The 21,363-nt window shown below is 42.2% G+C and carries 18 protein-coding genes, 2 rRNA genes and 1 pseudogene (1 of these 21 only partly in view); 16 read left to right on the plus strand and 5 right to left on the minus strand.

The features are described 5' to 3' along the window. Together HYD28_03625 and rrf are read left to right on the plus strand one after the other, a co-directional pair. A 23S ribosomal RNA gene (locus HYD28_03625) occupies window positions 1-2,363 on the plus strand (it extends 545 nt beyond the left edge of the window). A 106-nt stretch (window positions 2,364-2,469) separates the two neighbouring features. Then, window positions 2,470-2,584, plus strand: a 5S ribosomal RNA gene (rrf, locus tag HYD28_03630). A 1,107-nt stretch (window positions 2,585-3,691) separates the two neighbouring features. On the opposite strand, the gene HYD28_03635 is transcribed toward rrf, so the two are convergent. The 3 genes and pseudogenes from HYD28_03635 to hslR all read right to left on the minus strand — a co-directional run bounded on the left by HYD28_03635 (window position 3,692) and on the right by hslR (window position 6,791). Further along, a complete protein-coding gene (locus HYD28_03635) occupies window positions 3,692-5,230 on the minus strand; it encodes a phosphoenolpyruvate carboxykinase (protein ID QLE08131.1) in 1,539 nt (512 codons plus the stop codon). 279 nt (window positions 5,231-5,509) lie between these two features. Further along, a pseudogene (gene hslO, locus HYD28_03640) lies at window positions 5,510-6,356 on the minus strand (Hsp33 family molecular chaperone HslO). 12 nt (window positions 6,357-6,368) lie between these two features. Then, complete coding sequence (hslR, locus tag HYD28_03645) at window positions 6,369-6,791, minus strand: ribosome-associated heat shock protein Hsp15 (GenBank protein ID QLE10475.1); 423 nt, start codon at window positions 6,789-6,791, stop codon at window positions 6,369-6,371. Between the two features lie 207 nt (window positions 6,792-6,998). Between hslR and gspC the strand changes: the two genes are divergently transcribed. From gspC to HYD28_03710, 13 genes are all read left to right on the plus strand, one after another. Next, the gene (gene gspC / locus HYD28_03650) at window positions 6,999-7,940 is read left to right on the plus strand and encodes a type II secretion system protein GspC (protein ID QLE08132.1); all 942 of its coding nucleotides are present in this window, start codon (window positions 6,999-7,001) and stop codon (window positions 7,938-7,940) included. 22 nt (window positions 7,941-7,962) lie between these two features. Then, complete coding sequence (gene gspD / locus HYD28_03655; protein QLE08133.1) at window positions 7,963-10,026, plus strand: type II secretion system secretin GspD; 2,064 nt, start codon at window positions 7,963-7,965, stop codon at window positions 10,024-10,026. A gap of 58 nt (window positions 10,027-10,084) precedes the next feature. Further along, the gene (gene gspE, locus HYD28_03660) at window positions 10,085-11,584 is read left to right on the plus strand and encodes a type II secretion system ATPase GspE (GenBank protein ID QLE10476.1); all 1,500 of its coding nucleotides are present in this window, start codon (window positions 10,085-10,087) and stop codon (window positions 11,582-11,584) included. Between the two features lie 2 nt (window positions 11,585-11,586). Then, on the plus strand, window positions 11,587-12,822 hold the full coding sequence (gene gspF / locus HYD28_03665; protein QLE08134.1) for a type II secretion system inner membrane protein GspF: 1,236 nt from the start codon (window positions 11,587-11,589) through the stop codon (window positions 12,820-12,822). A 72-nt stretch (window positions 12,823-12,894) separates the two neighbouring features. Continuing rightward, entirely contained in the window at window positions 12,895-13,320 is a 426-nt protein-coding gene (gene gspG / locus HYD28_03670) for a type II secretion system major pseudopilin GspG (GenBank protein QLE10477.1), read from the plus strand. A gap of 55 nt (window positions 13,321-13,375) precedes the next feature. After that, the gene (locus HYD28_03675; protein ID QLE08135.1) at window positions 13,376-13,975 is read left to right on the plus strand and encodes a prepilin-type N-terminal cleavage/methylation domain-containing protein; all 600 of its coding nucleotides are present in this window, start codon (window positions 13,376-13,378) and stop codon (window positions 13,973-13,975) included. Next, window positions 13,975-14,349 carry a type II secretion system minor pseudopilin GspI gene (gspI, locus tag HYD28_03680; GenBank protein QLE08136.1) on the plus strand — a complete coding sequence of 125 codons (375 nt, stop codon included), beginning with the start codon at window positions 13,975-13,977 and terminating at the stop codon, window positions 14,347-14,349. Before HYD28_03675 ends, gspI begins: the two co-directional genes overlap by 1 nt. Beyond that, on the plus strand, window positions 14,349-14,993 hold the full coding sequence (gspJ, locus tag HYD28_03685) for a type II secretion system minor pseudopilin GspJ (protein QLE08137.1): 645 nt from the start codon (window positions 14,349-14,351) through the stop codon (window positions 14,991-14,993). The genes gspI and gspJ overlap by 1 nt, the downstream gene beginning before the upstream one ends. Before the next feature lie 2 nt (window positions 14,994-14,995). Continuing rightward, the gene (gene gspK / locus HYD28_03690) at window positions 14,996-15,991 is read left to right on the plus strand and encodes a type II secretion system minor pseudopilin GspK (protein QLE08138.1); all 996 of its coding nucleotides are present in this window, start codon (window positions 14,996-14,998) and stop codon (window positions 15,989-15,991) included. Then, window positions 15,988-17,199, plus strand: a complete 1,212-nt coding sequence (gspL, locus tag HYD28_03695) for a type II secretion system protein GspL (protein QLE08139.1) — start codon at window positions 15,988-15,990, stop codon at window positions 17,197-17,199. Before gspK ends, gspL begins: the two co-directional genes overlap by 4 nt. After that, entirely contained in the window at window positions 17,196-17,669 is a 474-nt protein-coding gene (locus tag HYD28_03700; GenBank protein QLE08140.1) for a type II secretion system protein M, read from the plus strand. Before gspL ends, HYD28_03700 begins: the two co-directional genes overlap by 4 nt. A 3-nt stretch (window positions 17,670-17,672) precedes the next feature. After that, the gene (locus HYD28_03705) at window positions 17,673-18,431 is read left to right on the plus strand and encodes a type II secretion system protein N (protein QLE08141.1); all 759 of its coding nucleotides are present in this window, start codon (window positions 17,673-17,675) and stop codon (window positions 18,429-18,431) included. A gap of 19 nt (window positions 18,432-18,450) precedes the next feature. Next, entirely contained in the window at window positions 18,451-19,065 is a 615-nt protein-coding gene (locus HYD28_03710) for a YecA family protein (GenBank protein QLE10478.1), read from the plus strand. Here the strand turns inward: HYD28_03710 and HYD28_03715 are convergent. Then, window positions 19,062-19,265, minus strand: a complete 204-nt coding sequence (locus tag HYD28_03715) for a hypothetical protein (protein ID QLE08142.1) — start codon at window positions 19,263-19,265, stop codon at window positions 19,062-19,064. The genes HYD28_03710 and HYD28_03715 overlap by 4 nt on opposite strands. Then, window positions 19,265-19,624: a hypothetical protein gene (locus HYD28_03720; GenBank protein QLE08143.1), complete on the minus strand. Its 360-nt coding sequence runs from the start codon at window positions 19,622-19,624 to the stop codon at window positions 19,265-19,267. The genes HYD28_03715 and HYD28_03720 overlap by 1 nt, the downstream gene beginning before the upstream one ends. 277 nt (window positions 19,625-19,901) lie before the next feature. Between HYD28_03720 and ccoG the strand changes: the two genes are divergently transcribed. After that, window positions 19,902-21,332 (plus strand): cytochrome c oxidase accessory protein CcoG, encoded by a 1,431-nt coding sequence (gene ccoG, locus HYD28_03725; protein ID QLE08144.1) that lies wholly within the window; start codon window positions 19,902-19,904, stop codon window positions 21,330-21,332. Window positions 21,333-21,363: the final 31 nt, after the last annotated feature.

Here is a 21,363-nt window from a genome sequence, read left to right on the forward strand (position 1 = left end):
GACTGCGTACCTTTTGTATAATGGGTCAGCGACTTATATTTTGTAGCGAGGTTAACCGATTAGGGTAGCCGTAGTGAAAGCGAGCGTTAACTGCGCGTTTAGTTGCAAGGTATAGACCCGAAACCCGGTGATCTAGCCATGGGCAGGTTGAAGGTTGAGTAACATCAACTGGAGGACCGAACCCACTAACGTTGAAAAGTTAGGGGATGACCTGTGGCTAGGAGTGAAAGGCTAATCAAACCGGGAGATAGCTGGTTCTCCCCGAAATCTATTTAGGTAGAGCCTCGGACGAATACTTACGGGGGTAGAGCACTGTTAAGGCTAGGGGGTCATCCCGACTTACCAACCCTTTGCAAACTCCGAATACCGTAAAGTACTATCCGGGAGACACACGGCGGGTGCTAACGTCCGTCGTGAAGAGGGAAACAACCCAGACCGCCAGCTAAGGTCCCAAAGTCATAGTTAAGTGGGAAACGATGTGGAAAGGCCCAGACAGCCAGGAGGTTGGCTTAGAAGCAGCCATCCTTTAAAGAAAGCGTAATAGCTCACTGGTCGAGTCGGTCTGCGCGGAAGATGTAACGGGGCTAAACTATGCACCGAAGCTGCGGATTCAAACTTTGTTTGAGTGGTAGGGGAGCGTTCTGTAAGCCGTTGAAGGTGTACCGGGAGGTATGCTGGAGGTATCAGAAGTGCGAATGCTGACATGAGTAACGATAATGCGGGTGAAAAACCCGCACGCCGGAAGACCAAGGGTTCCTATCCCATGTTAATCAGGGTAGGGTAAGTCGACCCCTAAGGCGAGGCCGAAAGGCGTAGTCGATGGGAAACGGGTTAATATTCCCGTACTTGGTATAATTGCGATGGGGGGACGGAGCAGGCTAAACAAGCATGGCGTTGGTTGTCCATGTGAAAGTGAGTAGGTTGAGAGTTTAGGAAAATCCGGACTCTTAAGACTGAGACACGAGACGAGCACCTAAGGGTGTGAAGTTGTTGATGCCATACTTCCAGGAAAAGCCTCTAAGCTTCAGATTATACCGAATCGTACCCCAAACCGACACAGGTGGTCAGGTAGAGAATACTAAGGCGCTTGAGAGAACTCGGGTGAAGGAACTAGGCAAAATCGTACCGTAACTTCGGGAGAAGGTACGCTCCTATCTGTGATGAGACTTGCTCTCTAAGCGGACGGGAGCCGCAGTGACCAGGTGGCTGGGACTGTTTATTAAAAACACAGCACTGTGCAAAATCGCAAGATGACGTATACGGTGTGACACCTGCCCGGTGCCGGAAGGTTAATTGATGGGGTTAGTTTTCGGACGAAGCTCTTGATCGAAGCCCCGGTAAACGGCGGCCGTAACTATAACGGTCCTAAGGTAGCGAAATTCCTTGTCGGGTAAGTTCCGACCTGCACGAATGGTGTAACCATGGCCACGCTGTCTCCACCCGAGACTCAGTGAAATTGAAATCGCAGTGAAGATGCTGTGTACCCGCGGCTAGACGGAAAGACCCCGTGAACCTTTACTACAGCTTGGCACTGAACATTGAACCTACATGTGTAGGATAGGTGGGAGGCTTTGAAGCAGAGACGCTAGTCTTTGTGGAGCCGTCCTTGAAATACCACCCTTGTAGTTTTGATGTTCTAACGTTGGCCCCTAATCGGGGTTACGGACAGTGCCTGGTGGGTAGTTTGACTGGGGCGGTCTCCTCCCAAAGAGTAACGGAGGAGCACGAAGGTTGGCTAAGTACGGTCGGACATCGTACGGTTAGTGTAATGGTAGAAGCCAGCTTAACTGCGAGACAGACACGTCGAGCAGGTACGAAAGTAGGTCATAGTGATCCGGTGGTTCTGAATGGAAGGGCCATCGCTCAACGGATAAAAGGTACTCCGGGGATAACAGGCTGATACCGCCCAAGAGTTCATATCGACGGCGGTGTTTGGCACCTCGATGTCGGCTCATCACATCCTGGGGCTGAAGTCGGTCCCAAGGGTATGGCTGTTCGCCATTTAAAGTGGTACGCGAGCTGGGTTTAGAACGTCGTGAGACAGTTCGGTCCCTATCTGCCGTGGGCGTTTGAGAATTGAGAGGGGTTGCTCCTAGTACGAGAGGACCGGAGTGAACGAACCGCTGGTGTTCGGGTTGTCATGCCAATGGCACTGCCCGGTAGCTACGTTCGGAACTGATAAGCGCTGAAAGCATCTAAGCGCGAAGCAGGCCTCGAGATGAGTTCTCACTAGACTTTTAAAGTCTCTGAAGGGCCGTTGAAGACTACAACGTTGATAGGCAGGATGTGGAAGTGGTGCGAGCCATTAAGCTAACCTGTACTAATTACCCGTGAGGCTTAACCATACAACGCCAAACGCGTTTTATGACAGCGTAACAGACAGAAGTTAAGAAACTAAAGTAGACATTTACTTGATATCAGAATTCCAGATTTTAGTTGATTGCTAAGGCGATTAACGACCCAAATTTGCTTGGTGACAATAGCGTTTTGGACCCACCTGACCCCATGCCGAACTCAGTAGTGAAACGAAACAGCGCCGATGATAGTGTGGCATTTGCCATGTGAAAGTAGGACATTGCCAGGCTCCAAATTAAAGAAAGCCCGATTCGAAAGAGTCGGGCTTTTTTTCGTTTGGAGCTGTCAGCTTTCAGCCGTCAGACGTCAGCTGAAATGTGGGGTTGTATAGTACAGAGACTCCCTCAGCAACAAAACCTTGTAGGAGGCACGTCAGTGCCGAATCTAGGCCATAACCAATATATTCATGGTTGAAGCCATTCCTATGTGATGCGTTGTCAGATATAAGATGGCATTTGATCTACAGGATTGTTTGGTACTTCAGAGTCTCCCTCAGCAACAAAACCCTGTAGGAGGCACGTCAGTGCCGTATCTAGACCTTAAAAAACACATTCATGGCTAAAGCCATTCCTACGTGTTGCGTATCTCAGGTGCCAGACATTAGATGGCAGTTGATCTACAGGATTGTTTGGTACTTCAGAGTATTCCTCAGCAACAAAACGAGTAGGAGGCACGTCAGTGTCGAATCTAGGCCATAACCAACACATTCATGGCTAAAGCCATTCCTACGTGATGCGTATCTCAGATGCCAGAGATTAGATGGCAGTTGATCTACAGGATTGTTTGGTACTTCAGAGTGTTCCTCAGCAACAAAACGAGTAGGAGGCACTTCAGGGTCGAATCTAGGCCATAACCAACACATTCATGGCTAAAGCCATTCCTACGTGATGCGTATCTCAGATGCCAGAGATTAGATGGCAGTTGATCTACAGGATTGTTTGGTACTTCAGAGTGTTCCTCAGCAACAAAACGAGTAGGAGGCACTTCAGTGCCGAATCTAGGCCATAAGCAATATATTCATGGCTAAAGCCATTCCTACAACGACACTTTTCCTAGAGCCTATATGGCTTATCCTAACTCGCTAACTTTACTCTCACAATTCGCTAACTCATAACCCAAAAACAAAAACGCCAGCATATAGCTGGCGTTTTTAATCTGAAGGTAAGCTTGGTATCATACCAATCCGCAATAATACTTAATCATTTTGAGGGATTAAACCTGTCGCTATCTGCGTTAAAAATTTCTGATTTAGAACAACTAAATAACGAAATTTTTGCCTTGCTATCAACGAGGTTTTATTGCCTCAAAATAGATCACTTAATTAAGCGAATTGGTATTAAGCTTTTGGACCTGCTGATTTGATTGCTTCTGAAACATCGTATTTTGCAAAGTTTTCAGTGAAGTCAGATGCTAGTTTGTTTGCGTATTCTGCGTACTTCTCTTTATCTTCCCATGTGTTGATTGGGTTAAGAAGCTTACTGTCTACACCAGGAACTGAAACTGGTACATCTAGGTTTAGAACATCGATGTGTTGAGTTTCAACATCAGCTAGTTTACCTGATACGATTGCATCAACTACAGCACGTGTAGTTGGGATATCGAAACGTTGACCAGTACCGTAAGGGCCACCTGTCCAACCTGTGTTAACTAGGTAAACTTTAGCGCCGAATTCACGTACACGCTTCATTAGAAGCTCTGCATAAACGCCTGCAGGGCGTGGGAAGAATGGAGCACCGAAACATGTTGAGAATGTAGACTCTATGTCGCTTGTTGAACCGATTTCAGTTGAACCTACTTTTGCAGTGTAACCGCTTAGGAAGTGGTAAGCTGCAGCTTCTTCAGTTAGTACTGAAACTGGTGGTAATACACCGCTCACGTCACACGTTAAGAATACAACCGCTTTTGGCTCGCCAGCACGGTTTTCTACTTTACGTTTTTCAACGTGCTCTAGAGGGTAGGCTGCGCGGCTATTTTGTGTAAGGCTTGTATCATGGAAATCTGGTACACGGTTTTCGTCAAGTACAACGTTTTCTAAGATTGTACCGAAGCGAATTGCATTCCAAATAACAGGTTCGTTCTTTTGCGATAGGTCGATACATTTAGCGTAACAACCACCTTCGATATTAAATACGCTACCAGGTGCCCAACCGTGTTCGTCATCACCGATAAGGAAACGAGTAGGATCCGCAGATAATGTTGTTTTACCTGTTCCAGATAGACCGAAGAATAAAGCTGTGTCGCCTGCTTCACCTACGTTTGCAGAGCAGTGCATTGGTAATACACCTTTTGCAGGAAGTAGGAAGTTTTGTACAGAGAACATTGATTTTTTCATTTCGCCTGCGTAGCGCATACCAGCTAGTAGTACTTTACGTTGTGCGAAGTTAATGATTACAGTGCCATCACTGTTTGTGCCATCACGCTCTGGGTCACATACAAATGAAGGTACGTTCATTACCTGCCACTCTGGGAAGTCGGCAGTATTGTATGTTTGTGGTTCGATAAACATGTTTTTGGCAAAAATATGATGCCATGCAGTTTCTGTTGTAACTACAACTGGTAAATAGTGCTCAGGATCAGCGCCAACTTCTAGGTGAGAGATGAAGTGGTCTTTGCTTTTCACGTGTTCTTCTACACGTGCCCATAACGCATCAAACTTGTCTGCATCGAATGGGCGGTTTACGTTGCCCCATTGGATTTCGTTTTCAGTGCTTGGCTCTTGAACAATAAAACGATCTTTTGGAGAGCGGCCAGTGCGTACACCGGTTTTAGCAACAAAAGCACCATTAGCGGCTAAAGTCCCTTCGCCACGACGAATAGCGTGTTCGACAAGTTCAGCTGCTGTAAGATCAACAAAACTAGTAGCGTTTGCAGTCATGTTTATACCTAAATTGTGAGAGATTGAACGGGATAGCTCTGGGGTTCTTAGTTTTCCCTTTTGCTAAAAGAATAGTAACAGAAGGATTAGGGATATTCGAGTGTCTGAAGGGCCTAAAAAGGCATATATTTGGCAAAAAACATGAATAATTTCAATGATACCGGTGTCATAAAATGGCGCTTTTTCATGACACCGGTATCATTATTTTTGATAATTTTTTTTAATAAAAAAGCCGCATCGAATGCGGCTTTAATACAATAATATTTTAAATTGGGTGTATCAGTTAAAAATAGCTTTAATATCCTGTTCGTTAAAAATGTAATCTTTTAAGCAGTAATGGCAGCTAATTTTTACTTCGCCGTTTGCTTTTACATCAGCAAGTAACTCTTCTTGACCTACATTCACTAACGCAGCAATTGTTTTATCTCTGCTACAACCACAACGGAAACTAATAGATTGTGGCTCGAATAATTGAGGGTTATCTTCGTGGTAAAGTCTGGTTAAAACTGTATTTGCATCTAAACCTAGTAACTCTTCATCTTTAATAGTGTTGCTGATAGCTTCAAGATGAGTGAAGTCTTCAACAGATTTTTCCTTATTCACAGGTAATACTTGTAAGAATAAGCCAGCTGCTTTTGCTGTGTCTGCTGTTACTTCAGTTGCAAACCAAAGACGTGTTTTTAACTGTTCTGATTGCTCAAAATAGTTCTCTAGGCATTTATCTAAGCTATCGTGCTCTAAAGGTACAATACCTTGGTATCGCTCACCTTTAGTAGGCGTAATTGTAATAACCATATAGCCATTACCAATTAAGTCTTTTATTGTGCTTCCTGTCACTTCACCTTGTAGACGTGCTATGCCTCGCATGTTTTGTTTATCGTCACCATTAATTACCGCATATTTAACAGGGCCATCGCCTTGTAGTTGAACGGCAATTTCACCTTCAAACTTTAAAGTAGCTGTTAATAAGCAGGTAGCAACAAGTAATTCACCTAATAAGGTTTGCACAGGTGCTGGGTAATTATGGTTTGCGATCATCTCTTGATAAGTGTTTTCAATTTGTACGAGTTTCGCCACGTACATCGAGCTGATCAAATATATAACGATGAAGTAAATCTTGTTGCATGAGTTGCATTACCTAACTTGATTTCATTTTTAACAGTTCACGTCTTTGCTTTTTATCTGGTTTACGATCAGGATGTGGAGCAAAGAAGCTGTTGTTCTTACGGGCGATAGCATTTGCTTCGCGTTTCTCAATACTAGCTTGAGTTTCTTGATATAAGGTTTGTGCAATGGGGGCACCTTGACGTTTTTCAAGGATCTTTTCAATTGTCACGACCTTTTCGTCTACCCCTTGTAGCAGTTTAACTACAGCACCGACTTCAACAATTTTGCTGGGCTTGGTACGTTGTCCATTATAATGTACTTTGCCACCTTGCACCATGTCTCGTGCGATTGAGCGGGTTTTATAAAAACGTGCAGCCCATAACCACTTATCAAGGCGTACGTTTAATTCATCTTGCTTGTCTTGCGACTTATGAGTGTTACCTTTTGACACAATTGTGCTCTTTGAAAGCTGCTTATATATAGGCAAAATTTACCATGAAACTTAATCACAAATAAACAGTCGTAGTAATTCCTTGCAGCCCACTGTTCGTCGAATTTACCTTGTTTACAAAGTTTAATATAAGCGCGCTTGTTGAATGAAAAATGAAAAGGTACTATAGGCCAGCTATCAAGCAGTAAATTAAAATAAGAAATAGAGTTTATGGATCAACACTTACAACAAGTTAAACAGTTTTTGAACGGCTTACCTCATGCCAAGCTAAGTGCATTTGTAGTGCTGTTAGTTGTTGTTTATATTGCTTTTTTATCATCCAAGCTATTTTGGCTTGTATGGCCGGAGCCCGATACAAGAGCACTGCCTGTAACAGGTGTTAACACCATGGCAAAGCGAGCAGAGACTGTAAGCTCACGTCAAATTATCGAACAGAATTTATTCGGCAAAGTTGTTGTCGAAGCTAAAAAACCTACCTCAAAACAAAATCAAGTTATTAACAACGCCCCTGAAACTCGCCTAAGTATTAACCTAACCGGTATTGTTGCGGTAAGCCAAAATGACCAAGCTGGCCTTGCAATAATCGAATCTCAAGGCAAGCAAGAAACATATGTTGTTGATGATGCAATTAAAGGAACTCGCGCAAAGCTAGCTCAAGTATTACCCGATCGAGTGATTTTAGATGTTAGCGGTCGTTTTGAAACTTTGATGCTGGATGGACTCGACTTTACGAAAACAGTTTCTATGCCCGTATTGGCAGAGCGTAAAGAGTCAGAATTAACCGCAGGTCCGCAGCTTGTCGAAAATAGTGAAATAAATGCGACTGAAGATGAAGAAATAAAAGAAGCGCTTATCGAAACGCGTGAAGAAGTATTAGACGATCCCGGTAAATTATTTGACTATATTCGCGTCTCTCAAGCGATGGTTGATGGTGAGTTAGTGGGTTATCGTTTAAGCCCAGGTAAAGATCCTGCTTTATTCAAGCAGATGGGATTAATGAATAATGATTTAGCTATTGCGATTAATGGCTATCAATTAAATGATTTGAAACAGGCAATGTCAGCAATAAACGAATTACGAAATAGTACTGACGCAAGTATCACTATCGAACGCGATGGTGAACAAATTGATGTGCAATTTAGCCTGCAATAACTAGCTTTGGAGTTTTTATAGAATGGTTCACGCGCTACACCTCACAAAAATCAAAAAAGGGTTAGCTAAATATGCAGCGCTTTTTTTATTAACAGGATTATCGCTTTCAGTTTCAGCTGTTGAGTATGCAGCTAATTTTAAAGGCACTGATATTAATGAGTTCATTAATATCGTAGGTCGGAATTTAAATAAAACCGTTATTATTGACCCAAATGTGCGCGGTAAAGTAAACGTGCGCAGTTACGAGCTAATGGACGAGAAGCTTTATTATCAGTTTTTCTTAAATGTACTCGAAGTTTATGGTTATTCAGCTGTTGAGATGGATAACGGTATTATTAAAATTGAAAAAAGTTCTGATGCTAAAAAGTCGAATGTACCGCTGATCACTGAAGATAACCAAGCCCGTGGCGATATGATGGTGACACGTGTGGTACGTGTTAAAAACGTAAGTGTACAAGAGCTTGGTCCTCTAGTTCGTCAATTTAGTGACCAAAAAGATGGTGGTCACGTTGCAAACTTTAATGCTGCGAACGTGATGATGTTGACTGGTCATGCTGCTTCAGTTAACCGCTTAGTAGAAATTATTCGCTCTGTTGACCAAGCAGGTGATAAGCGTGTAGATATTGTACAGCTTAAATTTGCTACCGCAGACGATGTGGTATCTGTTGTTGAGAATATTTACAAAGATGGTGGCAAGGGAAGCGTTCCTGAGTTCTTAATTCCTAAGGTTGTTGCTGATGGTCGTACTAACAGTGTGATTGTCAGTGGAGAGGCGCAAGCACGTACTCGTGCTGTTGAATTAATTAGCCGTTTAGATGGTGAGTTAGAGAACCAAGGTAATACTAAGGTTATCTATTTAAACTACGCAAAAGCTGAAGACCTTGTAAAAGTACTGCAAGGTGTGAGCAAAACATTAGCCGAAGATGCGCAAGGTGGTGCGACTAAAACTCGTTCTCGCAACCAAAACGAAACAAGTATTGAAGCACACCCTGATTCAAACTCTCTGGTTATTACTGCGCAACCAGATACGATGCGCTCACTTGAACAAGTGATAGAACGTCTTGATGTACGTCGAGCACAGGTACTTGTTGAAGCTATCATCGTTGAAGTGTTAGAGGCTGATGGTATCAACTTAGGCTTGCAATGGATTTCAGAGCAAGGCGGGATGATGCAGTTCAACAATGGTACAACAGTACCTGTTGGATCATTGGCAGTTGCTGCTGAGCAAGCTCGTGATAAAACGATACAAAAAACGATTACAGGTAATGAGACTGGTAATACGACTCCTTATGAAGAAACAGTTGAAGGTGATCTGGGGCCTCTCGGACAACTGCTCGGCGGTATCAATGGTTTAGCAATGGGTATTGTTAAGAACGACTGGGGTGCAATTATCCAAGCTGTTTCAACGGATACTAACTCTAATATTCTTGCTACGCCGTCTGTAACGACCATGGATAACGAAGAAGCGTCAATGATTGTTGGTCAAGAAGTACCGATTATCACAGGCTCGCAAACAGGCTCAAATAACGCTAACCCATTCCAAACAGTTGAACGTCAAGAAGTAGGTGTAAAGCTAAAAGTTACACCACAAATCAATGACGGTTCAGCGGTTCAGCTAACGATTGAACAAGAAGTTTCCAGCGTAAGTGGTGCTACTGCGGTAGATATCTCAGTGAATAAACGTGCAATTAAAACCACGGTTATGGCTGATGATGGTGGTATGGTTGTACTAGGTGGCCTGATTGATGAAGACGTGCAAGAAAGTGTCTCTAAAGTACCGTTATTAGGTGATATCCCGGTACTTGGTCATTTATTTCGCTCAACCAGCACTAATAAGCGTAAACGTAATCTGATTGTATTTATTCGTCCTACCATTGTGCGTGATGGCATTAGTATGAATAAGTTGAGCCACTCTAAATATAACTTTATCCGTGGCGAACAACACAAACAAAAAGAAGATGGTATTGATTTAATGCCGTTGACGGATGCACCAATTCTTCCTGAATGGAATGATGCCTTGGTATTACCGCCAACTTACGAAGAATATCTAAAGCAACAAAACGCGAATGAGCGCAACGATGACTAATGCAATTACAGAAATCAATGATGAGTTAGCACCCGATGTGCCAGCAAATCATGATGAGCTGCTAACAAGCGATGATCTTGTTAGCTTGCCAACCAAGCGTTTGCCATTCTCGTACGCGCGTCGTACAGGTGTATTATTAGGTAAAGATCAGGATAACTGGACTGTGTATTACCGCGGTGAGTTAGACGTTGATGCATTACTTGAGGTACGACGTATCGCGGGTCATGGTTTTTCACTAGAACAATTACCAGATGACAAATTTGAGTTGTTGCTAGAGGTCTCATATCAGCGTGATAGTTCTGAAACGCAGCAAATGATGGAAGATATCGGTAACGAAGTGGATTTATTCTCGCTTGCAGATGAATTGCCGCAAACTGAAGATCTACTTGCTGGTGATGATGATGCGCCAATTATTAAACTAATTAACGCTATGCTGAGCGAAGCGATTAAAGAAGGTGCGTCGGATATTCATATCGAAACCTTTGAACAAGAGCTAGTGATTCGCTTTAGGGTTGATGGGGTATTAAAAGAAGTATTAAAGCCAAATCGTAAACTCGCCTCATTGTTGGTGTCGCGTATTAAGGTTATGGCAAAACTAGACATTGCCGAAAAACGTATACCTCAAGATGGCCGTATTAGTTTACGAATTGCTGGTCGTGCTGTTGATGTGCGTGTTTCTACTATGCCATCAAGCTTTGGTGAGCGTGTTGTACTGCGTCTACTTGATAAAAACAACGCACGGCTGAATCTTGAAGATTTAGGTATGACTGAGCGTAACCGTGAATTGTTTGCTGACTTAATCAGTAAGCCCCACGGTATTATCTTAGTAACCGGTCCAACGGGTTCTGGTAAAAGTACCACTTTGTATGCAGGCATGAGCCAAATTAACTCGCGGGATCGTAATATCCTCACTGTTGAAGATCCAATCGAGTACGAGATCCCAGGGATTGGTCAAACGCAAGTCAATACTAAGGTTGATATGACCTTTGCACGTGGCTTACGTGCCATCCTTCGTCAAGACCCTGATGTAGTAATGGTTGGTGAGATCCGTGACCTTGAAACGGCACAAATTGGTGTGCAAGCTTCATTAACTGGTCACTTGGTTATGTCGACACTGCACACTAATACGGCTGCTGGTGCTATCACACGTATGGAAGACATGGGCGTTGAGCCTTTCTTACTATCATCATCGTTATTAGGTGTGTTGTCACAACGTCTAGTACGTACTTTATGTAATAGCTGTAAAGAAGGTCACATTGCCGATGAGCGCGAATGTCAGTTATTGGGGGTCAACCCTGCTGAGCCGCCAACAATTTATCGTGCCGTAGGGTGTGAAGAGTGTAACTTTAATGGTTACCGTGGCCGTACTGGTATTCATGAATTGTTGGTTGTTGATGAAGCAATTCGTGAAATGATCCACAGTGGTAAAGGCGAGCAAAGTGTTGAAAAGTATATTCGCAAACACAGTCCAAGCATTCGTCAAGATGGTTGTAATCGTGTGTTAGCGGGTCGCACTACCTTAGAAGAAGTCTTGCGTGTAACACGTGAGGAAGGTTAATCATGGCAGCATTTGAATACCGTGCCCTTGATGGCAAAGGTAAAGAGAAAAAAGGCATTCTTGAAGCCGACACGGTAAAACAAATCCGCCAAACCCTACGTGATCAGGGTTTAATGCCGTTAGAGGTCGTGGCTGCTGCTGAAGGTGAAAAGCAAGCTAAAGGAGCGAAGAGCTCTTTATTGAGTAGTTTCTTTAAACCAAAAATTTCTACTTCAGATTTAGCTTTGATCACTCGTCAGCTTGCAACCTTAATACAGTCGGCATTGCCTGTTGAGGGAGCCGTAATGGCGGTAGCTGAACAATGTGAAAAGCCGCGTTTAAAGCGTATGTTAATGGCCGTTCGCTCTAAGGTAGTTGAAGGTTACACCCTAGCCGATGGCATGAGCGAGTTCCCGCATGTGTTTGATGATTTATATCGTGCTATGGTGGCCGCTGGTGAAAAATCGGGTCACCTTGATCAAGTTTTAAATCGTTTAGCTGATTACACGGAACAACGCCAGCATATGCGTAGTCAAATAACACAAGCGATGGTGTATCCAACCATCCTGGTTGTATTTGCTATTGCAATTGTGTCGGTACTGTTAGGTACTGTGGTACCAAAAATCTTGAAGACCTTTGAAAAGTCAAAACAAGTTTTACCATGGACAACCGAATGGGTAATGGCAGCTAGTAATTTTGTACAAAACTACTGGTTCATAAGTTTAGTCATTATAACCGCATTATCTGTGGCAATTAAGCAAGCGCTTAAGCAGCCGCATATTCGTTACTGGTATGACGAAAAAGTGCTTCATTTACCGGGGATTGGTAAGGTTGCACGAGGTGTGAATACGGCGCGTTTTGCGCGTACTTTAAGTATTTTGTCGTCAAGCTCAGTACCACTACTTGAAGGGATGCGTATCTCGGGTGGTGTATTGGTTAACGAGAAAATGAAAAAGTCGGTGCAAGATGCTGCAACACGTGTAAGTGAAGGGGCTAGCCTTCGTGCTTCACTTCAGCAAACCAAACTTTTTCCACCTATGATGCTACACATGATAGCCAGTGGTGAAAAGTCAGGTGAACTTGAGCAGATGCTTGAGCGTGCGGCAAATAACCAAGATCGTGAGTTTGAGAGCATGGTAAACGTGTCTCTGAAACTATTAGAGCCTGCGATGATTGCCTCAATGGCGGTAATTGTATTGTTTATTGTTATGGCAATATTACAGCCGATTATGGCAATGAATAAGGCTGTAGGTCTTTAAATTAGGGAATACTAGAGCAATTAGCAGTTAACACTGTCGCGCTATAATAAATTTTTGAAGAAAGTTAGAGGTATTTTTGTGAACAAACAGTCAGGTTTCTCATTACTAGAAGTCATGGTAGTACTGGTTATCATTGGTATGATCATGTCAATTGTGGCGCCAAATATCATGGGTCAGCAAGAAGAAGCTGCAATCGATAAAGCACACTTAGATATTCAACAAATTGAAGATGCGTTAAGCCTATACAAGCTTAAAAATAAAACGTATCCAACAACAGAGCAAGGCTTAGAAGCGCTAGTGAACAAAACAAGCATTGAGCCAATTCCAAGACGTTTTCCTGATGGCGGTTTCCTTGAGAAATTACCAGAAGATCCATGGGGTAACCCATACCAACTAATCAGCCCAGGAGAAATCGGTAAAATTGATATCTTCTCTATGGGTCCTGATGGTGAAGCAGGTACTGATGATGACATTGGTAACTGGGATGAAGAAAAGTAACAATGCCTAAATTCAGCCAACTGAACAAAGCTTATACACATCAAGGCTTACTATTATGGTAAGCCTTGGTCGTTTGCGTTTGGCTGACCGTGCTAAGTACGCGAAAGGGTTTAGCCTAATCGAGATTTTAATGGTGCTTGTGGTGATTGGTTTTGTCACCAAAATGGTTGCCTACAGTTTTGATGGTGGTGCTGAAGAAGAACTCGAAAAACAAGCTCTCAGATTACACACTACGATTAATATGGCTTCTGAGTTTGCAATTTTAAATCAGGTTGAGTTAGGTTTTCACCTTGACCAAGATACATTTGAATTTTTAGTTTTTGACGGTGATAAGTGGGTTACTTTTGACCGTGAAAAATTGTTTGCCCCAATTAAGGTTGATGAGCGCTTTAAGCTTACTCTTAACCTTGATGATTTAGCCTGGGCACAAGATAACTTGCTTGAGCAGTCAAACTGGCGTGAATTAATGAGCGGTGGTGACGAAGACAGCCTACTTGAGCTAAAAAAGCTCAAAATACCGCAAGTACTTATTTTATCTTCTGGCGAAGTCAGTGCGTTTCAACTGGTTTACGAGCTTAAAGATGAGCGAGAGCCGCAGTATTTTATCGAAGGCGAATTCATGGCCCCGGTAAAGTTTCGTATGGAGCCTGAATAATGAATAAGTCAGCAGGTTTTACCTTACTCGAAGTGATGGTTGCATTGGCTATTTGTGCAATGGCTGGTATTGCCGCAATGCAAGCAACCGGAGAGCACATTAATCATCTTTCGTCGATTGAAGAGCAAACTTATGCCTCTTGGGTTGCTGAAAACGTGATGGTTGAGCAGCGCGCCAAAGGCGAGAAGTGGACAGGTAAAAATGGTGTTAAAGGCACTGAAACATTAGCTGGCTTTGAATGGTATTGGCGTCAGGACGTGGTTCCTACTGCTGATAAAACGTTTGTAAAGGTAACCATTAACGTGTTCGCCGATGAAAAGCTTGAATATCCAGTTTATGAGCTTTCTACTTATTTAAATAAAGGTGATAAGTAGTGAAGCAACGCGGTTTTACCTTACTTGAAGTGATTGTCGCTATGGGGATCTTAGCTTTTGTGGTGTTATCAACTCATCAAATTCTTGATTCAACAACGAAAGCAAAAGAAGCTTCAGATGAAACGATTGCGGAATTAAATGGCTTACAAACCTTGTTTCGTCTAATGGATCAAGACTTTAGTCAAATGACGAAACGTCAGGTTCGAAACGAAGCGGGTGACTTTCAAGAAACTTATGTTTTAGCTGGTCGCTACGTTCTTGATAGCCAATACGATGGCATTGGCTTTGTACGTGATGGTTGGATTAACCCAATTAATTTACTGCCGCGCTCTGAATTACAAGCAGTTGGCTATCGCGTTATAGATGACAAACTTGAGCGTGTATATCGTGTATATGTCGATCAGTTAGATAACATGGAGCCTCGTTCGCAAGTCATTCTTGAAGATATCGAAGACCTTAAATTTGAATTTTTAGATGACAAAGATGAGTGGCAAGAGCAGTGGCAAATAAAAGCGTTACCAAAAGCTGTTGCAGTTACTATTCAAAAAATCGAACAAGAGCCAATTCGTCGCGTGTTTTTAGTGCCTGGTGAAGGAAAAGTAACAGCCCAAGCAAATGATGGCAATAACGGAACGGGTGGCTAGCCATGACTGCGATTAAACGCTCTAAAGGTGCGGCGCTTGTTATCGTTTTATTCATCGTGGCGCTTGCGGCTATGTTAGCTGTCGAGATGAGCGCTAATTTAATGGTGCAAGTGCAGCGTAGTAGCAATATTCAAAACCATCAACAGGCAAAGTGGTATGCCTTCGCTGCAGAAGAGCTTGCAATTAAGGCACTTAAACAAACTAAAAAAGATGAACCAGATAAAACGCATTTAGAACAAGTCTGGGCGAAGCAGGGAGGGGTACCATATCCGGTTGATAATGGCACCTTGAGTGGCACTATTACTGACTTGCAAGCTTGTTTGAACCTAAATGCATTGCATGTAAAGCCCGATCAACAAACGGATCCAAATAATAAAACCAATCCAGCACATAAGGCATTGTTGGCATTATTAGAAAATATTGAAGATTTACCATCAGATGAGTCTGAAGAAGCTATGGCTGATAGTGTGTTTGATTGGTTAGACGCTGATAGTATTACCTATCGCTCGGGTGCCGAGGAAGATGAATATTTATCTCGACAATACCCATATATGACTGCAAATAGTTATTTTGCTTCGACCTCAGAGCTTCGTTTAGTAAAAGGCTTTAATCCATTAGTAATGGAAAAAGTCTTACCATTTGTGTGTGTGATTCCAGGCAGTGAGTTGCTACAAATAAACGTTAATACACTACCTGTAGAAAGTGCCATTATATTAAGCTCGCTTATTGATGGCTTAAGTCTTTCAGGGGCTGAAGCGGTATTATCATCACGTCCTCAAGACGGTTATGATGATTTAGAAGCATTTTTTGAAGAGGTTAATCAACAAGGCGCACAAAATGTGAAAGCCGTTGAAGACTTATTCAGTATCAACAGTGAATATTTTAAACTACAAACGCAGGCTGAATTTGCAGAGCTGCGTTTTTCGATGACCACCTTACTCCATGCCAATAATGGTACAGTAACGATACTGGCGCGAAAATTTGGAGGCGTACAGTGACAGAGATATTGTTGATCCGTACGGGTCAAACATTAAAAGACAGCCTTAATTGGCTAATTTACTCACCAACAGAACAAGAAATAATTGCCAGTGGCGAAATTGCCAATGCAACACAACTTGGTGAGCTTACAGAGAGAGCGCAATCACGGGAAGTGGTTGTACTATTGCCAAGTGATCAAGTACAACTAAAAACAGTTGCTTTGCCAACCAAGTGGAGCCGCAAGCTAGAGCAAGCACTTCCTTACATGCTAGAAGAAGAAATAGCCTGTGATGTTGACGACTTATTCATAGCGATTGCAGAACCAACACTTATTGATGAGAAGCACGCTATTAACATCGCGATGACCGATCGTGAATGGTTTGAGCAATGGCTGGCTGAGTTCAATGAGCATGGTATCGAAGTATATAAAATACTGCCCGATGCTTTATTGTTACCTGATGTCGATGACAACGCTCAGTTACGTGCTATTGAGCTTAATGGTCAGTGGCTATGTAAACATGGTAACTGGCATATTGCCGCTGTAGAGACGAATTGGCTTGCTGGCTATTTAACGGCATTAGGTAACCCTGATGTTGCACACTTTAGTCCAGCAACGGGTTTTCCTGATACGGTTAACCTAAATGCTCGAACAGAACAATACGATTTACCATTAGCTTTATTTGCCAAACAATTACCAGAGGTTAATTTTAACCTGCGCCAAGGCGTTTATCAGCTTAAGAAAAAATCAGCGATTTGGTGGGGCTATTGGCAAAAGGCCGCTATTGCAGCTGGTGTAGCGTTAGTTTGTAGTGTCGGTGTTAAGTCACTTGAGCTCTATAAGTTAAATAGCGAACTTGAAGCAATGAAAGCCGAAGTAGTTGCCAATTATCAGCGTGCTTTTCCTAACAAAAAAGTGCGTCCGCAACTTATTCGCAGCCAAATTCGTAATGAACTTGCATTAATCGATGCAGGTAGTACGGCAGGCTTTTTAGATTTGACTAACGATCTGGTCTCGATTTTTAGTCAAGTGAAAGACTTCACACCAGAAACGCTTCGTTATGATCAAGGCCGTAACGAATTACGTATTCGTGCGCGCGGCAAAGATTTCCAGTCATTCAGTAAAGTTAAAGCAATTTTAGAACAGCGTGGCTTAACCGTTGATCAGGGTTCGCTGAATAATGATGGTGATTTTGTCGTTGGTGAAATTAAGTTACGAGGTGCGGCATGAAAAATCAAATAATCAATTATTGGCGCTCGTTAAAAGAACAAGAACAGCAACTTGTTATTGTTGCAGGTGTGGTGTTTGTTATTTTTGTGCTAGTTATGGGAGTCTTTCGTCCACTTAACACGGCTATCGAAAAGGCTGAGCAAGACACTATAAAACAGCAAGAGCTATTAGTTTGGGTTGATGAGAGTATTGCTAAATTAAAAGCAAGCGGTAATGCACGTAGTACGAGCAGTCGTAGTTTAAGCCAAATCGTTAATAGCACCCGTAATCGTTATCAAATTATCATTAGTAAAATGCAGCCGAATGACAATTCACTTCGTTTAACAATTGATTCTGTTGAGTTTAATAACCTTGTTGAATGGCTTGATGAATTGGTTAATTCGCACGGCGTACTAATCGAGAATTTAGATTTAAGTAAAGATGACAAATCAGGCTTTGTGCGTGTAAGTCGTTTGGTACTAGAGAAGTAAACGATGAAAAGAGTTATTTTATTAATCACAGTGTTTGTGATGTGTTTTTTGGTGTTTACGCTGGTAAAAACACCCGCTGCCGTTGCACTTGATTTAGCTAAGCCGCATTTACCAAAGCAATTACAATTAGGTAAAGCCAGTGGCACGCTATGGGACGGCCGCATTATGCAGGTACGTTTTGATGGTGAGCAATTAAATAATGTGCGTTGGCAGTTATCAGGCTGGTCACTGTTCACAGGTAAATTAGTGGGTACGGTGCGCTTTGGCAATCCTCGTGATAAAGCGGATATATCTGGTCATGGTGATTTTACATATGGTCTCTTTAACCAAACAGTCACTGTGAAAAAGACTACTTTACGCTTAACGGTTGAACGTGCCATGGAGCGTTTACAACTCCCTTTACCGATTAGTGCACAAGGCCGCGTAATAGTTGATTTAGACGAGTACAGCTCAGGTCAGCCTTATTGTGAGAGTTTAAGCGGTGAAATCGCGAGCCCTAACATTGATGTCAAAGGAATGAACAACTGGTTTAGTATTGGTCCTCTGAGCGGCCGTTTAAGTTGTAAATCGGGTGATGTAGCAGTACTGGTAGACCCAGAAAACCGTTTAGGACTTGAAGCTGATGCAGTATTAAAAGCGAATCTAGACTTTAAAGTAGCTGGCTATATTAAACCTGAAGCAAGCTTACCAAAAGAAGTGCATGATGCAGCTAAGTTCCTTGGTCGTCCTGATAACGAAGGCCGTTATCCGCTTAACTTTTAAATTGGATTAATTGAATAGTATGCAATTACCTGAGTTTTCAAAGCAGCAAAGCGAGCTTCTAAGTCAGTTTTTAGCGCAGCATCCAGATGCGCTTACTTTGGCGCAAACCCAAGGTTACTTGTTTGCCGTGATTTGTGCTCCTGAGCCGCTTGATGTTCACCAGTGGTTAGAAGAGGTTGCACCAGGCTCTGATGGGCAAATGGATGAGCAAGTACTGTTTGCATTTATGGCCTTGTATCAGCAGATCAGCGAGCAAGTATTTGAAACGGGTTTTGCATTACCTGTGAGCCTACAGCTGAGCTCTCAAGGGCAACAATACCTAGATATTCAAGAATGCCAGCATTGGAGCCAAGGTTTTATGCATGGTGCACAAGGCTACGTTAATAAGCTACTAAGTGCTCCACATTTAGCTGATGAACTTAAAGAAGCGTTGGCTACCGCGCTGCAAAGCTTAGGCTTTTTTACTCTTGAAAGTAGTGAAATTGCAGCCCTCGCAACTGAGCATGGTTTATCTGAAGGGCAATTATGTCAGCAGCAGTATGAAGTGATGAATGAGTTTGCCGCTGGCTTTGCAGAACTTATTGAAGTTGTTGCTGTAAATAGCCAACTTTATAACGATGAGGGCTGGAACTAACCCAGCTCTAATAGGATGTCTGTGCAACCTTTGCTACAGCGTACAACGCCTTTACCTGGCTGATCAGTTTTTAAGTCTAAGGTAAGGGCGCCTTTACACACTTCACAGTATAAGGTTTGCCCTTTACCCAGCTTTTTTAACATATTGCGCTGTTTTGCGAACGAATCGCTGGTTTTTTTGTTTAAAGCAGAAAAGTCCATTACTTGTTTAGCCTTTCCTCAAGCGCATTCGAGACAATACTACATACTCGGTTTAAGCGGTCACCATAAAAATACAAGTTAATGTCTTTTTCACGGCAGTAGTGTAAGTGAAAAATTTGCAGCTTATCGTCTGTTGTAAATGTGTCCTCAATATATTCAAGCTCTGAATTAGATAAATTGAGTTGTGACTTAATATTATTTTTTGCCATATTCGCCGCGGGACTACGATTAATTTTACTAGCATCAGATAGTAATGATACGCCATCTCCTAGTAACCTTTCCCTAGGCTCTTTGATCAAAGGGTGATCAATCGTGAAAAGTGCTAAAATAATAAGCACTAAAATAAGAAATTTTTTCATAGCACAATAATCTTTGATCTAAATAAATACGGTATAGGTGCAAGTTTAATAAAATGGTCGTTTTAAAAGCAAGCAGATACGATTAAATAATTAAAATGTCGTATTTTCGATCAATCCCTGAAATTTTTTATAGATTGAGTATAATGCTTTATAGATTTGAAGTTTCAGAAATCTTTGAACGTAATGAGATGTATTCTGATTTGCCTAAGAGCTCAGAGAACCATCTACTACAAACATATGTTTGAATGTTATTTCCTAGTGGCGTTGAGGAATTTTAATGGATAAACAGATTAAGGTTAAAAATATCCCAACGGAAGTGAAAATCCAGAAACCGGAAAATGCTTCCCTCGATGATAGATTTAATCCACGCAACCGTATTTATGTTAGAGCTGTAACTGGCTTACATCAATTGCTCAGACAGCGAATTGGTTTTGTCGGTATGCTTGCGTTTATGTTACTACCTTGGATTAATTTCCACGGCCAACAAGCTGTATTGTTCGATTTGGTAGGGCAAAAGTTTAACATTTTTGGCTTAACGCTTTGGCCACAAGACCTGACAATCCTTGCCTTTATTTTAATGTTGGCGGCTTTTGCTCTTTTCTTGGTAACTACTTTCTATGGTCGGGTTTGGTGCGGTTATACCTGTCCACAAACCGTTTGGACCTTTATTTTCATTTGGTTTGAAGAAAAGTTTGAAGGTAGCGCTAATCAGCGTAAGAAACTTGATCAACGCCCGATGGATTTTGATAAGTTTTGGCGAAAAAGTGCTAAACACGGAAGTTGGTGGTTATTCTCACTTTATACCGCATTTACCTTTGTTGGTTATTTTACGCCTATCCGCCAACTATTACCTGATCTGTTTACTCTTGATGCAACAGCATATTCATATATTTGCTTAGCCGTATTTGCAGTGTGTACCTATGGTAACGCGGGTTGGATGCGCGAAATTATGTGTTTACACATTTGCCCATACTCTCGCTTTCAATCAGCTATGTTCGATAAAGATACCTTCACAGTAAGCTATGATGAAGCGCGTGGTGAGAGCCGTGGTCCACGTTCACGCAAACAAGATCCAAAAGAACTTGGTTTAGGTGACTGTATTGACTGTAACTTGTGTGTTCAGGTTTGCCCGACGGGGATCGATATTCGTAATGGTTTACAATACGAATGTATAAATTGTGGTGCGTGTATCGATGCATGTGATGGGGTGATGGATAAAATGAATTACCCTCGCGGACTTATTTCCTATACCACAGAGCGTAATTTAGAAACACCAGATAACAAAACCCATGCACTTCGTCCTAAGTTAATTGGCTATCTCGTCATCTTAGTGCTGCTAACTGGGGCGCTGGTGGCGAACATTGCAATGCGTAAACCTATGGACTTAGATATTATTCGTGACCGTAATCAGTTATACCGTGTTGACTTTAATGGTTTAGTTGAAAATACCTATACATTAAAGGTTATCAATAAAGCGCAACATGAGCAGACATTTAATATTCGTGTCGAAGGGCTTGATAACTTTGAGTACATAGGCAAACAAACATTCACTGTGCCTTCTGGTGAATCATACAATGTACCACTGTCATTGGTTGTTGACCCTTATGATTTGAAAAAGCCAATGACAAAGTTTGAGTTTATACTTTCTGTCGATGGTGAGCCTGATGTGCAGATTTCACAGCCGAGTAACTTCTTTAAGGCACGATAATTAAGTACACTGAGTAAATGAATAAAAAGCG

Source organism: Pseudoalteromonas shioyasakiensis (assembly GCA_013391845.1).
Lineage (GTDB): Bacteria > Pseudomonadota > Gammaproteobacteria > Enterobacterales > Alteromonadaceae > Pseudoalteromonas > Pseudoalteromonas apostichopi.

What these genes read in the sequence shown, in the direction of transcription:
- HYD28_03635 (QLE08131.1), bottom strand. Translation starts at nt 5,230, where the DNA reads ATGACTGCAAACGCTACTAGTTTTGTTGATCTTACAGCAGCTGAACTT.
- gspC (QLE08132.1), top strand. Translation starts at nt 6,999, where the DNA reads ATGGATCAACACTTACAACAAGTTAAACAGTTTTTGAACGGCTTACCT.
- gspD (QLE08133.1), top strand. Translation starts at nt 7,963, where the DNA reads ATGGTTCACGCGCTACACCTCACAAAAATCAAAAAAGGGTTAGCTAAA.
- gspF (QLE08134.1), top strand. Translation starts at nt 11,587, where the DNA reads ATGGCAGCATTTGAATACCGTGCCCTTGATGGCAAAGGTAAAGAGAAA.
- HYD28_03675 (QLE08135.1), top strand. Translation starts at nt 13,376, where the DNA reads ATGGTAAGCCTTGGTCGTTTGCGTTTGGCTGACCGTGCTAAGTACGCG.
- gspI (QLE08136.1), top strand. Translation starts at nt 13,975, where the DNA reads ATGAATAAGTCAGCAGGTTTTACCTTACTCGAAGTGATGGTTGCATTG.
- gspK (QLE08138.1), top strand. Translation starts at nt 14,996, where the DNA reads ATGACTGCGATTAAACGCTCTAAAGGTGCGGCGCTTGTTATCGTTTTA.
- HYD28_03700 (QLE08140.1), top strand. Translation starts at nt 17,196, where the DNA reads ATGAAAAATCAAATAATCAATTATTGGCGCTCGTTAAAAGAACAAGAA.
- HYD28_03705 (QLE08141.1), top strand. Translation starts at nt 17,673, where the DNA reads ATGAAAAGAGTTATTTTATTAATCACAGTGTTTGTGATGTGTTTTTTG.
- HYD28_03710 (QLE10478.1), top strand. Translation starts at nt 18,451, where the DNA reads ATGCAATTACCTGAGTTTTCAAAGCAGCAAAGCGAGCTTCTAAGTCAG.
- HYD28_03715 (QLE08142.1), bottom strand. Translation starts at nt 19,265, where the DNA reads ATGGACTTTTCTGCTTTAAACAAAAAAACCAGCGATTCGTTCGCAAAA.
- HYD28_03720 (QLE08143.1), bottom strand. Translation starts at nt 19,624, where the DNA reads ATGAAAAAATTTCTTATTTTAGTGCTTATTATTTTAGCACTTTTCACG.
- ccoG (QLE08144.1), top strand. Translation starts at nt 19,902, where the DNA reads ATGGATAAACAGATTAAGGTTAAAAATATCCCAACGGAAGTGAAAATC.